At 37.4% G+C, this 15,340-nt stretch carries 11 protein-coding genes; 10 read left to right on the forward strand and 1 reads right to left on the reverse strand.

The features are described from left to right. Positions 1-51 precede the first annotated feature (51 nt). The 6 genes from ACL9RH_RS01080 (at position 52) to ACL9RH_RS01105 (ending at position 11,381) form a co-directional block, all read left to right on the forward strand. Entirely contained in the window at positions 52-966 is a 915-nt protein-coding gene (locus ACL9RH_RS01080; protein ID WP_422691477.1) for a ribonuclease Z, read from the forward strand. A gap of 7 nt (positions 967-973) precedes the next feature. After that, positions 974-1,744, forward strand: coding sequence for a TIGR02757 family protein (locus tag ACL9RH_RS01085; RefSeq protein WP_422691478.1), 771 nt, complete (start codon positions 974-976; stop codon positions 1,742-1,744). A gap of 15 nt (positions 1,745-1,759) precedes the next feature. After that, the gene (locus ACL9RH_RS01090; RefSeq protein ID WP_422691479.1) at positions 1,760-2,317 is read left to right on the forward strand and encodes a hypothetical protein; all 558 of its coding nucleotides are present in this window, start codon (positions 1,760-1,762) and stop codon (positions 2,315-2,317) included. 218 nt (positions 2,318-2,535) lie between these two features. Beyond that, entirely contained in the window at positions 2,536-4,893 is a 2,358-nt protein-coding gene (locus ACL9RH_RS01095; RefSeq protein WP_422691480.1) for a choice-of-anchor L domain-containing protein, read from the forward strand. A gap of 169 nt (positions 4,894-5,062) precedes the next feature. Next, positions 5,063-8,668: a choice-of-anchor L domain-containing protein gene (locus tag ACL9RH_RS01100; protein WP_422691481.1), complete on the forward strand. Its 3,606-nt coding sequence runs from the start codon at positions 5,063-5,065 to the stop codon at positions 8,666-8,668. A 346-nt stretch (positions 8,669-9,014) separates the two neighbouring features. Further along, on the forward strand, positions 9,015-11,381 hold the full coding sequence (locus ACL9RH_RS01105; RefSeq protein WP_422691482.1) for a choice-of-anchor L domain-containing protein: 2,367 nt from the start codon (positions 9,015-9,017) through the stop codon (positions 11,379-11,381). Positions 11,382-11,537: 156 nt separating this feature from the next. Here ACL9RH_RS01105 and rsmA read toward each other — a convergent pair whose 3' ends face one another. After that, positions 11,538-12,308, reverse strand: a complete 771-nt coding sequence (gene rsmA, locus ACL9RH_RS01110) for a 16S rRNA (adenine(1518)-N(6)/adenine(1519)-N(6))-dimethyltransferase RsmA (protein WP_422691483.1) — start codon at positions 12,306-12,308, stop codon at positions 11,538-11,540. A 91-nt stretch (positions 12,309-12,399) separates the two neighbouring features. Between rsmA and ACL9RH_RS01115 the strand changes: the two genes are divergently transcribed. The 4 genes from ACL9RH_RS01115 (at position 12,400) to truB (ending at position 15,309) form a co-directional block, all read left to right on the forward strand. Beyond that, complete coding sequence (locus tag ACL9RH_RS01115; protein WP_422691484.1) at positions 12,400-13,299, forward strand: cell division protein FtsX; 900 nt, start codon at positions 12,400-12,402, stop codon at positions 13,297-13,299. Positions 13,300-13,301: 2 nt separating this feature from the next. Next, positions 13,302-13,598 carry a DUF3098 domain-containing protein gene (locus ACL9RH_RS01120; protein ID WP_422691485.1) on the forward strand — a complete coding sequence of 99 codons (297 nt, stop codon included), beginning with the start codon at positions 13,302-13,304 and terminating at the stop codon, positions 13,596-13,598. Between the two features lie 175 nt (positions 13,599-13,773). Beyond that, positions 13,774-14,592: an undecaprenyl-diphosphate phosphatase gene (locus tag ACL9RH_RS01125; RefSeq protein ID WP_422691486.1), complete on the forward strand. Its 819-nt coding sequence runs from the start codon at positions 13,774-13,776 to the stop codon at positions 14,590-14,592. 18 nt (positions 14,593-14,610) lie between these two features. Continuing rightward, entirely contained in the window at positions 14,611-15,309 is a 699-nt protein-coding gene (truB, locus tag ACL9RH_RS01130; RefSeq protein ID WP_422691487.1) for a tRNA pseudouridine(55) synthase TruB, read from the forward strand. Positions 15,310-15,340: the final 31 nt, after the last annotated feature.

Raw genomic sequence — 15,340 nt, forward strand, 5'->3', positions numbered from 1 at the left:
AAATATCCATTTAGATTTTCTGTCGTACATTTGTTACAATAAACTATTGATTTGAGTACTTATTTAACGATATTAGGCTTTAACTCAGCCATTCCGACCATCAATTCTTCTCCTACAGCGCAGCTGCTGGAAATGGAAGAAAGACATTTCCTGATCGATTGTGGGGAAGGTACGCAGGTGCAGCTGAGAAAAGCAAAAGCAAGATTTTCAAAAATCAACCATATTTTTATTTCTCACCTTCATGGTGATCACTGTTTCGGGCTTCCGGGGCTTATTGCTTCTTTCCGTTTATTAGGAAGAGAAAATCCTTTACATGTGTATGGTCCAAAGGGAATTAAGAAAATGATGGAGACGATCTTTCAGATTACAGAAACCCATCGTGGTTTTGAAGTGGTGTACCACGAGCTGGATAAAGAGTATTCAGAAAAGATCTATGAAGATAATAGAGTAGAGGTCTATACAATTCCTTTAGATCACAGAATATACTGCAACGGTTACCTGTTTAAAGAAAAACCGAAAGACAGACATATTAATATGAAGGAAATTGCCAAGTACAGCGAAATTGAAACCTGTGATTATCACAATATAAAGGCAGGAAAAGATTTTGTACTGAGTGATGGTTATGTTCTTAAAAATGAAGTCCTGACCATAGAACCGGCGCCTTCTGTATCGTATGCTTTCTGTAGTGATACCCGTTATCTTGAAAGTGTCATTCCGATTATTAAAAATGCTACGGTTCTTTATCATGAATCAACATTTTTACATGATCTTAAAGAAATGGCCGATTATACAGGACATACGACTGCCTTGGAAGCTGCAACAATAGCGCAGAAAGCTGAGGTTGGAAAGCTTATTCTCGGACATTTTTCCAACAGATATGCAGACCTGACCGTGTTTACCGATGAAGCAAGACGTATTTTCCCCAACTCATTCCTGCCAAAGGCGTTGGAAAGTGTAAAGATTTGAAAAGAATATGCTGAAATTTGAAGAATTAAGAAGTTTTCTCGATGAAAAAGCCGATCAGTATAACTCGCCAGATTTTATAGAAAATGACCCGATCCAGATTCCGCACCGTTTTGCTGTAAAACAGGATATTGAAATTGCTGGTTTTTTAGCGGCTACTATTTCATGGGGAAACAGAAAATCGATCATTAAATCTGCAGAAAAAATGCTGGATATCATGGGAAATTCACCCTATGATTTTGTGCTGAACCATTCTGAAAAAGATTTGAAACCTATTCAGGATAAAAGCATTCACAGGACTTTTAACGGTGAAGATTTTTCTTACTTTATCAAACAGTTTGGAAGAATTTACAAAGAAAATGAAAGCCTGGAAGCCTTGTTTCAAGTAAAAGAACAGGAAACCAATTTTCTGTACGCTATAGAAAGATTTAGAACAAACTTTCTGGAAACGGAAAAACACAGAAGTCATAAACATATCAGTTCGCCTCATAAAAACTCTTCCGCCAAAAGGATCATTATGTTTCTCAGATGGATGGTTCGTAAAGACAAACGTGGAGTAGATTTTGGAATTTGGGAAAATATAGACCAGAAACACCTTTCTATTCCTTTAGATGTTCATACGGGGAATATTTCCAGAAAGCTGGGATTGGTCTCGAGAACACAGAACGACTGGAAAACAGTAGAAGAATTGGATGTGGCTATCCGTAAGTTTGATGAAAAAGATCCCGCAAAATATGATTTTGCATTGTTTGGATTAGGAGTCACCAAAGAACTGTTGTAAAAAATAAAACGAAGGATGAGAAAATATAATGAAAAAGGAGAAATACTTGAAAAAATAGCAGACAGTATCACCTCTTGGATTGGTTCTATTCAGTCCCTGATTGTGCATACCCTGCTTTTTCTTACCTCATTTCTGCTCCCTATGGTAAAACTGGTGGAGTTTGACAAGATGCTTTTGATCCTGACGACGGTGCTTTCTCTGGAGGCAATTTACCTGGCTATTTTTATTCAGATGTCGGTTAACAAGAGCCACGAGAAAATTGAAGACATTCAGGAGGATATTGAGGAGATCAGTGAAGATATTGAAGACATTCAGGAGGATATCGAGGAAATCAGTGAAGATATAGAAGAGATTAGTGAAGACATTGAAGAGATCAATGAAGATATCGAGGATATTCAGGAAGATATTGAAGAGATCAATGAAGAAGAGGAAGAAGAAGATCATAATGAAAGGGCAAAGAATGTAATTCTTAAAAGCAATGTGAACTCTAATAAGAATGAAATCAAGGCTTTGAAAGACATTATTTCTCAGCTTCAGAATGAAATCGATCAATTAAAAAAAGAGGAAGAATAGAAAATCACTCTTTAAAGATATTTTATTTGAACAAAAACATAAAAGCAGATCATTTTTAGGTCTGTTTTTTTTATTCCTGAAATTTAATCTATTAATTTGTGAATAATGTAATAATAAAAAACATTTGCTATTAATTTTTATTAAAAAATAAATAAAAAGCCTGTTTTGGATTAAAATGATTAAGATAAATTCGCTACATTTGAGCAAACGAAAATAAAATGATTAATTATAGATTAAAAAACTATTTTTTCCTTTTTGTCTTTTTATTGGTTTCTGTTTCTGTATTTTCTCAAAGAGTACCTGCCAGAAAAACGGAAAAGATAAGGCCTTCCACTGCCAGTCTTAGAGCCGGAGCGTTTATAGATGTAAACGTAGCTTCTTATACACCGTCAAGTTATACTCCTGAGCAGCTGGTGAAAAATATTCTGATCAATGGCGGTACCAACTGTACTACTGCTAATGTGACAAACGTTACCGTTTCTCCTAATCATGAAGTAGGCAATAGTGATAGATTTTGGGGATACTTTCATAAAGGAACCACCAACTTTCCTTTTACAGATGGAATTGTTCTGACAACCGGTAAAGCTTCGGAAGCAGGAAACAGCTATATTGCCGGCGTAGGAGCGTCTGTAGGAACAGGAAGTGATCCGGATCTGGTAACTGCTACAGGTGCAACCGTAAGTTTAACAGACGCGGTAGCTCTGGAATTTGATTTTGTACCTAATTCTAATCAGGTTAAATTTAATTATATATTTGCTTCGGACGAGTATACTTCGAATTATCCATGTCTGGGATATTCCGATGCATTTGCGCTTTTATTAAAGAAAGTAGGAGATCCTACTTATACCAATCTGGCGATATTGCCAGGAGGTGCAGGCCCCGTGAGTGCTACCAATATTGTACCTGCAGGGAGCGGATTTTCTTGTGGTCCAATCAATGCCACTTATTTTGGTGGTGTAAATTCCCCACACTTAGTTACTAATTATTTTGGAAGAACAACTCCTCTTACAGCTATAGCAGATGTTATCCCGGGGCAGACTTATCATTTCAAAATGGTATTGGCAGATGCGAAAGACCCTTCCCATGACTCTGCTGTTTTCCTGGAAGGAGGATCCTTTGATGTAGGGATTAAAATTGTGGATGAAGCGGGTACTGTTTTACCAGGCAGCATCAATATGTGTGACAATACACCGAAGCAGTTAAAAGCTCAGGTTGCAGCAATTCCGGGAATGACTTTTCAATGGTATAAAGATGGAGTGGCAATTCCAGGAGCAACCAGCGCTGTGTATGTTGCAACTCAACCGGGAGTATATGTTGTAAAAGTAATGGTTCCGGGAAATCAGTGTCCAAGTGAAGCTACAATTACAGTGGTGGGAGGAACGAGTCCTACCGTACAGGATGCGGTGATGAAGCTTTGTACAACACCTACCATTACAACTTTTAATTTAGAAAATGCTAAACCTTTAATCAGCACTACACCAGGAGCAGTATTTCGTTTTTACCTAAACCAGGCAGATGCTGTAGCTCAAAATAACAGTTTTATTACAAATCTTACTACCTATAACGGAACAGATGGACAGGTGCTCTATGTTTTTGTTTCAAATGGTGCATTTTGTAGCAGAATTGCCAAACTGACTTTAAGAAAAGAAGAAACACCCATCACGCAGATTACCGCTTCAAAACTGAAAATCTGTGTAGGTGAATCGACATTGTTAACCGCTTCCGGAGGCGTAACCTACGAGTGGTCTGATACATCAAGTACTGGAGGAATAAGAACAGTGAGTCCTACTAAAACAACCACTTATACGGTGTATGCAATAGGAGCGCAAGGATGTAAATCTCTACAACCCGTTCGTGTTACTATCGAAGTGGTGCCGGCTATCGTTTCTACATTAAAAGGAGGGCATATCTGTAAAGGAGATAAAATTGTTCTGGATGCAGGATCAGGTCCCGGGTATAACTATATATGGAGTACAGGAGAAACAACTCAGACGATTACAGCCAGTACAGCCGGGGAATATACTGTCACGATTAGTAACGGAGTGTGTTCTAAGACCTTCACAACTCTGGTGATTCAGGCGGTTATTCCTGAAGTGACCAATGTGGATTATAACGAAAAAGGAACCATGATCCTTACTGCAAGTAATCCTAGTAACGGAATCTTGGAGTACTCAATTGATAATGGAGTGACATGGCAGTCTTCCAATACATTTAATAATGTTCCTAAAAATAAGGTAATCGCCATTAGAGTAAGGGTAAAATATACAAGCTGTGTTGGCTTCCTTGAATATTTTACATTCGTTATGAAAAATGTAATTACACCGAATGGAGATAATATCAACGATGTCATAGACTTCAGTGGTGTTGTAGATTACAAAGATTTCAGCGGACAGGTTTTCGACCGATACGGAAGAGAAGTTTTCAAAGCTGAAAAGATCAGGCCATATTGGGATGGGTATTTCCAGGGCAAGAAACTTCCAACTTCATCCTACTGGTATCAGATAACCTTTGAAGATCCGGCCAGCAAACAGCTTACCGTGAAAACAGGTTGGATATTGCTTAAGAATTTAGAGTAATTTTAAACTATAATTGAAAGACTGGCAGTTTTGTCAGTCTTTTTTTATTTTATCGCAATAAATAGAGTTGATATTCTACGAGAAATAAATTTGCGTTAGTAATAATGTAAATTATGTTAAGATGAATTTTAATCAAAAAAAATAGTATTTTTGTTTAAAATAATATAAAATGTTAAATAGGAGGATAGGAAATTTATTTTTAATATTGTTTTTCGCCTTTATCGGGAATTTTATCCTGGGTCAAGGTCAGGACAGATCACGCTTAATTAATACAAAGAGACCTTCTTCTTCAGCAATGAGGGCAGGAGCTTTTATAGATGTTAATGCAGCAAGCTATCCCGAATCCAGTTACAATATTGAACAGCTGATAAAGAATTCTCTTATTTCCGGAGGACCCTGTATTTCTTCGAGCATAAGTAATGTTGTGGTATCTCCCAATTTAGCCGCGTCCAATCAAAATAGAAGCTGGGGATATTTTAACAAGGCTTCAACCAATTTTCCTTTTGGGAAAGGAGTTGTTCTTTCAACGGGATACGTTAATAAGGCCGGAAATGTTTATCAGCCTAATTTGAGCGATGACCTGGGGACAGGAGGAGATATAGATCTTGCCAATGCTTTAGGAATCAATAACAACAGATTAAAAGATGCTACTTATATAGAGTTCGATTTTGTGGCAGTTTCTAATGAAATTGCATTCCGTTATTTATTTGCTTCGAAAGAATATGATCCTACCTATCAGTTCCCTTGTAGAATTACCGATGGGTTTGCTTTATTGCTGAAGAAAGTGGGAGATCCTACTTATACCAATCTGGCAGTTCTTCCGGGAGGAGCGGGGCCTGTAAGTGTAACAAATATTCACCCAACAATTCCTGCCGGAAACTCTGCAGGTTGTGCCGCGGTGAATGAAGCGTATTTTGGAGGGATAAACACCGCACATATTGAAACGAACTTTGATGGACGTACTGTTCCTTTAACAGCAAAAGCTGCCGTTATCCCGGGACAGACTTACCACTTCAAAATTGTGCTGGCAGATTATGATGACTCAAGTTTTGATTCAGCCGTGTTTTTTGATGGAGGATCCTTTGACCTTGGAGTAAATATTTTAGATGCCTCAGGAGTGCAGCTTCCTGCTTCTATCAATGTATGTGATAATGTTCCACAGACTTTTACAGCTTCTGTACAGTCTACGAATGTTACTTATCAATGGTTTTTAGGAACCACTCAGATTCCTGGAGCAACAAGCGCGAGCTATACTGCGACACAGCCGGGTACTTATACTGTTAAGGTTTATGTTGCAGGAAATAGTTGTCCTGGAGAAGCTTCAGTTACTATCGTAGGAGGAACAACCCCTACTGCTCAGAATGCAACATTAACAGCTTGTTACGCTCCTGGAAATGCAACGTTTAATTTACCTTTAGCACAACCCGCAATCAGTACGACACCGGGTGCTTTATTTTCGTATTATCTGACACAGGCAGATGCTCTGGCGGGTAATGCCAATACAATTCCTACTCCTACCGCTTATTCAAATCCTGGTGGGCAGACGATCTATGTAAGAGTAAGAAACGGTTTCTGTTCAAAAGTAGTGCAATTACAGCTGATAAAAGCTCCGCAGATGACTGCTTCTATTGTTCCGCCACCAATACTTACCTGTGCTAGTTCTCAGACTACGCTGAATGCTTCTGCTTCCGTTTACCCTGCAGGATCTACTTTCACATGGACTACTACAGGCGGAAATATTATTTCAGGCGGAAATACTTTAACACCGGTTATTAATGCTCCGGGAACGTATACTTTAACGATCGCTCAAACTTATCAGCCTGGAAATGTAAACTGTACATCTGTAGCAAACGTTACCGTTACAGGAGACAGCGCGCCACCGGTTTCAGGAATTACAGCAAGTAAAATAAAAATATGTAAAGGTGAATCTGTTACCCTTACCGCTTCAGGAGGGGTGACTTATAACTGGGTTGGTCTTCCAGGAAATGGAAATACCCAAACCGTATCCCCAACCACTACAACGACTTATACCGTAACGGCGGTGGGAGCTAACGGGTGTGTTTCTCAAAATCCAGGTACCATAACAATTCAGGTATCAGAACCTTTTACAGCTCAAAATGCAGTATTGCATAAATGTTATCAGCCGGGATTAACTTTTAATCTTACAGAAGCTGAAACTCAGATGACTTCTGCTACGGGAGTTACATTTACTTACTATATTAATCAGGCAGATGCCAACGCTGCCAATGGTAATTTTATAAATAATCCTACCACATATTCTCCGCCGGCTAATCAAACCATTTATGTATTGGTTAGCAATGGTGGTTGTAGCTATGTAGTCTCTTTACAATTGATAAAAACTGCAGAAACTACATTAACAGCAGCAGCGGTTCCAACAATTACCTGTACAACACCTCAGGTAACCATCAATGCCTCTGCCTCCGTAATACCAACTGGCTCTACTATTGCTTGGACTACTACGGGAGGAACTTTTGTTTCAGGAACCAACACGCTTACTCCAATTGTAAGTGCAGGCGGAATTTATACCCTTACAGTAACCAATATTTCTCAGCCAGGAAATCTAAGCTGTACTTATACTATGAATGTAACAGTATTGGAAGATAAAGTGAAGCCAATTGCAGCATTAGTTTCATCACAACCTCGTATTTGTGAAGGAGAATCTGTTACTCTTACAGCTTCGGGAGGTGTAACGTATAACTGGGGAGGAGGTCTTGCCGGAAACGGAAATACTCAGGTCGTTTCTCCAACCACTACAACAGTATATACCGTGTATGCTGTGGGAGCCAACGGATGTATCTCTGCAACACCTGCCACTGTTACAGTTCAGGTAGGTCCGCCAATTGCAGGAATTGCAGCATCTAAATCTAAGATTTGTGCAGGAGAATCAGTTACTATTACCGCTACCGGAGGAGTTACTTATAATTGGATCGGCCTTACAGGAAATGGTAATACTCAGGTGGTAACACCTACAACAACTACGGTGTATTCAGTATATGCATTAGGAGGAAATGGATGTAGCTCTCTGGATCCTGCCACTATTAAAATTGAAGTTGTTCCGGCTATTGTTTCTACAATCCAGGATGTGTATGTATGTTCAGGAGATAATGGAACGTTGGATGCTGGGCCGGGACCAAACTATACTTATTTATGGAATACAGGAGCAACCACTCAATCCATTACTACGAATGTGCCAGGAACGTATTCTGTAACAATAAGTAATGGCGTGTGTTCTAAAACATTCTCTGCTCAGATTATTAATCCGGATCTTCCGCAATTTACCAATATAGTGTATGATAATCATGTTCTTACGACTACAGCCAGCAATCCTACAGGAGGTATTTTGGAATATTCTATAGATGGCGGATTGACATGGCAGGCATCAAATATCTTTTATGGTATTCTAAATAATACAATGTACAGTCTGATGGTGAGAGTGAAAGGTGCAAAATGTGGAAGTTCTTTAGATTATTTCACATTTGTGATCAGTAATGCTATCACACCAAATATGGATGGGGTAAATGATACCATAGACTTTACAGGAATTAGTGGATATAAAGACTTTGCTGCTTCTATCTTTGATCGATATGGAGCGGAGGTATTTAAAGCTGGAAAAGGGGATGTTATATGGAGAGGATCGCTGAAAGGAATCAATCTGCCAACCGGTACATATTGGTACAGAGTACAGTGGGAAAATCCTGCAAGTAAGAAAATGGAACAGCGATCAGGCTGGATATTATTAAAAAACAGAAATTAAATAATTAGAAAAAATCTTTCAGAAATGAAAGATTTTTTTGTTTTTCTCTATGATGTTATTTTATGAATATAGAGATTTATAAAAGTATAATATTTTATAGGCAAACTCCGTTTTTGAATAGAAAAACGAAATATCCTGAAAATTTAAATTATTACGGAATGAAGGTTATTTTTGCTAAATATTAAACATTTTAGAGTGTATTGTATTATCTGTGTTTTGCAAAAATGAGTATTTCTAATAGGAATTTTACGCAAGAGTATTGTGTTTTTATATTTTTATTATAAAAATAATGAATATGTGTGTGGTATATTTAAAAAAAAATTAAATTTGTTGAAACAAAAATATTATGTCAAGACTTTTACCGCTTTGTTTATTCTTTACTGTCATTTCAAGTCTCTTATTTTCACAAAATCTACCTACACAACCCAGAAAACCTGTAAAAGAGCCATCATCGGCAATGTCTCGCAGGGCAGGGGCCTTTATTGATGTGAACTCACCTGCATATCCGGCAAGTAGTTTTACAATAGAAAAGATGGTGAAAGATGTATTGATTTCTTCAGGAACCAATACCTGTTTGACTCCCAATGTAAGCAACGTAAAAATTACTCCAAATCATGCACCTGGCAATGCAGATAGAGCATGGGGGTATTTCCATAAGGCAACAACCAACTTTCCTTTTAAAGATGGTTTAATACTTTCTACAGGATACGCCAGAAGAGCAGGTAACGCTCTTGAATCCGGAACTCTTGGGGATAGTAATGGTGGAGGATCTGACGCAGACCTGGCGCAGGCGATAGGAGTACCTGAAGTTAATTTATATGATGCCGTACTTCTGGAATTCGATTTCGTTCCTACTACTTCTCAGATTAAATTTAATTATTTGATTGCTTCCGAAGAATATACAAGTACTTTCCCTTGTAATTATGCGGATGCTTTTGCTATATTATTGAGACCAACTGCAGGAGGACCTTATGTAAATATGGCCGTGCTACCAAACGGAGCGGGACCGGTAAGTATCACCAATATTCACCCGGCCATCGGAACAACGTGTGGAGCAGTAAATGAACAATATTTTGCAGGATATAACACTGCAAACGTAGAAACAAACTTTAACGGAAGAACCATTCCGCTTACGGCAACAGCTACTGTAGTAGCAGGACAGCAGTATCATTTTAAAATGGTTATTGCAGATTATAATGACCATAGCTATGATTCTGCAGTATTTTTGGAAGGAGGATCTTTCAATATTGGAGTTGATCTTTTAGACCCTTCAGGAGCGAAACTTCCTTCAGATATTAACGTGTGTGATAATGTACCTCAGGTGATTACAGCTTCTGTAAGTGATCCTAACTTAGTGTATCAATGGTATTTTAATGGAACACCAGTACCTAACGCGACAACTAATTCCATTACAGCAACTCAACCGGGTACTTATACCATTGAAGTAAGTGTTCCTGGAAACCCATGTCCGGGTAAAGCCTCTATACAGATTCATGGAGGTACCACTCCGCAGGCTCAGGATGCTACTTTGCTGCTTTGTACCACACCGGATATTACCACTTTCGATTTAAGTACAGTTATGCCGCTCATAAGCCCTACGCCTGGAGCAATCTTTAAATTCTATGTTGATCAGGCAGACGCAATTGCGCAAAACGGAAATTATATTCAAACTCCTTTAAATTACAATGGTAACGATGGACAAATTCTTTATGTTGTAGTTTCAAATGGTGGTTTCTGTAGCAAAATGGTTGAACTGAAATTATTAAAAGAAACAACCCCTACCGCTAAAGTAAAATCTTCCAGAATAAAAATATGTCCTGGAGAATCTGTAACCCTTACTGCTGAAGGTGGCGATACCTATGAATGGAGCAACTTCCTGGGAACCGGAAATATGCAGACCGTTACTTTATACCAAACGACTACATTTACAGTATATGCATTGGGAACAAAAGGTTGTAAATCTTTGAACCCTGCAACCATAAGAATTGAAGTTACTCCTGAAATCACATCACCTTTGAAAGACGTTGAAATATGTGTAGGAGATAAAGTAACTCTTGATGCAGGTGCGGGTCCTGGATTTAAATACCTTTGGAGCACAGGAGCAACTACCCAGAAAATAGATGTAGATCAGTGGGGAATTTATTCTGTGGAAGTAGATAACGGAATCTGTAAAAAGATTTTCGAAGCCAAAGTAATGGGCGCAGCAACTCCTTTTGTTACAGGTCTAAACTACGAAAGTATCAAAAAGACTGTAACAATTACAGCAGAAAATCCACTAATGAATAACTTACCAAGCACTTTGGAATATTCAATTGATAATGGAATTACTTGGCAGGACTCAAATGTATTTTCCAATCTTTTAGATAATACCAACTATACCGTTTTAGTAAGAAGAGTAGGAACACACTGTATCGGTTCTTTAGACTTCTTTACTCTGCAAATCAATAATATCATTACTCCAAACGAAGATGGAATCAATGATGTATTGGATCTTAAAGCATTTGGACAATTCAAAAACTTTACAGGTTCTATCTATGACAGATATGGATCGGAAATGTTCAGATTCTCAAAAGACACGCCTATTTGGGACGGAACAGTAGGAGGGAAGAGATTGCCTACAGCAACGTACTGGTATAAATTTAATTTTGAATACCCGAAATCAAAAGCCCAGATGAACTGGTCCGGATGGATTATGTTGAAGAATAGAAATTAATATTGATAATGTATAATAAGAAACCGGCTGCCTCATTTCTGAGGCAGCCGGTTTTGTTTTCAATACATCCATAAAAAAAGACTGAACATTATAGAACAGTCTCTTTTTATTGAAGGATAACCCAGTGCTTTAAAAGGCTCTTTCGGTTACAAATGATTATTGATTTTCTTTCCAAAGATGAGCAAAGCCGATGAAATCTGCCACACTTAGTTCTTCTGCTCTTTTATCTAAAAATTCATGACCTTTCAGAGCTTCCGGAATATTCAAAATTTTCAATGCATTAGAAAGCTTTTTTCTTCTTTGGTTGAAACCAGCCTTTACAATCTGCTTAAAAAGTACTTCATTACCTGATAAACCTTCTTTAGGATTTCTGGTCAGTCTGATGACCCCCGATTTTACTTTGGGTGGCGGATTGAATACATTTTCATGAACGGTAAACATATATGATACATCATAATAAGCCTGAATCAGGACAGATAAGATGCCGTAGTCTTTAGTTCTGGGTACCGCAGCGGTTCTTTCAGCAACTTCCTTCTGGAACATTCCAACCATCTCAGGAATCTGTTCATAATGATCCACAATCTTGAATAAGATCTGCGAAGAAATATTGTACGGGAAATTACCAATGATGGCAATCTGCTCATCTTTGATAAAATTGAAATCCTGTTTCAGAAAATCACCCACAAAAGTATTTTCTGTTGCTCTCGAATAGTTCTTTTTCAGGTATTCAATAGATTCCGTGTCGATCTCTGCAAGATAAATGTTATGTTCCTTTTCGAAAAGATATTTAGTAAGAACGCCCATTCCGGGGCCTACTTCCATGATGTTATTATAGTTCTCAAAACTAAGACCTTCTACGATTTTTCTTGCGATATTTTCATCTGTCAGGAAGTGCTGACCAAGATGTTTTTTTGCTTTTACACTCAAAGTTTTTTATGATTTTATTAACAATGATTTTCTTTTTTTCGTCCCAAATTTCGGAAGTTTTTTTCTATTTTAGCCAAAAATTTTAATATTAATGGCTAAATCTGTAGATGAATTTAATAAGAAAAGGCTTCGGTCCAGCAATATTACGGTAGTGATAAGTATTGCTTTAGTGCTGTTTTTGTTGGGATTAATGGGGCTTATTTTAATTAATGCCCAAAAGTATTCCGACTACATCAAAGAACAATTGGTAGTAAATGCCTATTTTGATGAAAACTATGACGCTAAAGACTCCATTAAAATTGCAAAACTAGAGGACGAAACTTTTAAACAAGTACAGATGTTGGCTCCTGTAAAAAAGGCAACCTATATTTCCAGAGCGATGGCTGCCAAGGAAGCTAAAAGAAGTATGGGAATTGACAGCGATGCTTTATTTGAAGAAAACATTTTCCCTTCATCTATTGAAATTGCTTTGAAGCCTGAATACGTAGATCCTACAAAAATTGACGAAGCAATCAAAGTCATCAAATCTGTTCCAGGAATTATTGATGTGAAGAATGACAGTACTTTGATGGTGGATGTATATAACAACCTAAGCAGAATCTTAAAGTGGATCTTAGGGTTTTCAATTCTGTTTTTGGTGTTGGCAGTGGTATTGATTAACAATTCCATCCGTCTGAAAATATTTTCCAAAAGATTTATCATTAAAACCATGCAGTTGGTTGGAGCGAAAAGAAGATTTATCCTTAAGCCGTTTATTGTAGAAGCTATTATTTTAGGAGCCATAGGTTCCGTAATAGGACTTCTTGCACTGGGTGGAGTTTGGTATTACTTTACAAGTCAGATTGGTTCCGCATTCGTACCGGATAACAACCAATATTTCTGGTTGGTAATTCTTGTATTGGGAGTAGGAATTTTCATTTCTGTCCTAAGTACAATTTTCGCTACATGGAGATTCTTAAAATCAAACGTTGACGATTTATACTATTCTTAATAATGAGTAAAAAAACAAATAAATTTTCCGCTTCAGATTTTGGAAAAGAAGCAGAAGTACCACAGGAAAACACATTCTATTTCGGACAGCAGAACTTTAAATGGATGCTGATCGGGTTAGCTTTCATCGTGGTAGGGTTTCTCCTGATGATGGGACCGGATGCCAATACGGTAGACGGTAAATTGGATCCCAACTCATGGAATGACGACATCTTCTCTATCAGAAGAATCAGAATAGCGCCTCTTTTCGTTGTAATTGGTTTTGTAATAGAAGTGTATGCTATCTTAAAAAGAAAATAAATAAAATAACTTTATTTAAGGATTAAAAAATTTAAGAATTAAAAGATTCAATTGAATATTAATTGGAAAATGTATACCTCAATATACTTTCTTTCAGAAAAAAATTAATATTTATATCGGTGAATAACCAGTCTTTTAATTCTTAAATTTTTTAATCTTTTAATTTTAAAAGAATATGGATTTAATCAAAGCAATTATTATTGCCATCGTAGAAGGACTTACAGAATACCTTCCAATTTCGTCTACAGCACACATGGGATTCACTGCAAACCTTATGGGTCTGGAAGAAACTGAATTTTTAAAAATGTTTCAGGTTTCTATTCAGTTTGGAGCTATCCTTTCTGTTGTAGTAGCGTATTGGAAAAAGTTTTTTGATCTTAATAATCTCCAGTTTTATTTTAAATTGGCTTTTGCTGTAGTCCCGGCATTGGTTTTAGGATATTTATTTGATGACAAGATAGAAGCTGTTTTGGGTAATCAGATCGCTATTTCTTCCGTATTGGTTGCAGGAGGAATTGTTTTGCTGTTTGCCGATAAATGGTTTAAGAACCCTAAAATTGATGATGAAAAAGGAATTACCATAAAAAAAGCTGTAACCATAGGATTTTGGCAATGTCTGGCAATGATGCCGGGAACAAGTCGTAGTGCTGCTTCTATTATTGGAGGGATGGCACAGGGACTTACAAGAAAGGCGGCTGCAGAGTTTTCTTTCTTTCTTGCAGTTCCTACAATGTTGGCGGTAACTGTTTATTCCGTTTTTGTTAAAACCTGGGGTAAAGAAACTCCCAATCCACAAAAAGGATATGAAATGATCATGGCATCACAGGATCATATTATGATTTTTATCGTAGGAAATGTAGTGGCATTTATTGTAGCACTTATCGCTATTAAAGCATTTATTGGAGTGCTGAACAAATATGGTTTCAAACCTTGGGGATGGTATCGTATTTTTGTGGGAGTGGCTTTGTTAATCTATTTTTACTTCTTTCAATAAAAGAATACCTATTCATTCATGACCGCAGAAGATCTATTATCAGGACACATATTTTTATTAGATAAGCCATTGGACTGGACTTCCTTCCAAGCTGTCAATAAAATGAAATATAAACTTAAAAGGGAGTTCAATCTTCCTAAAAAATTTAAAATCGGGCACGCAGGAACACTGGATCCCAGGGCAACAGGACTTCTGATCGTTTGTTGCGGAAAATTTACCAAAAAGATTCCCGAAATTCAGGATGCTCCTAAAGAATACTGGACAGAGATCAAAATTGGAGTACAGACAGAATCTTATGATACTGAAAAGCCGGAAACCCTTCATCAGGATATTGCCCATATTTCAGAAGATCAAGTAAAAGAAGCTTTAGAGAAATTTGTAGGGGAAATCGAACAGAAACCACCTGTTTATTCTGCAATAAAGATTGATGGCGAAAGAGCTTACAACCTTGCGAGGGCAGGAGAGGAAGTGGAAATGAAATCCAGAAAAACAACCATCCACTATATCAAAGATATTACCATCAATTTTCCTTTGGTAAGTTTTACGGTAGGATGTTCAAAAGGAACTTATATTCGAAGCCTTGCTCACGATATTGGTCAGGAATTGGGAGTAGGAGCATATCTTACCCAATTGAGACGTACAAAAATCGGAGAATATGCTATTGAGAATGCTACCGATCAGTTTTTAAATAATGAATTTAGATTCGAAAATTCATAACGATATTCCATCCTTTATTCTCAGGAATAGT

Origin of the sequence: Chryseobacterium sp. Mn2064 (assembly GCF_049319685.1) — a bacterium.
Classification (GTDB): domain Bacteria; phylum Bacteroidota; class Bacteroidia; order Flavobacteriales; family Weeksellaceae; genus Chryseobacterium.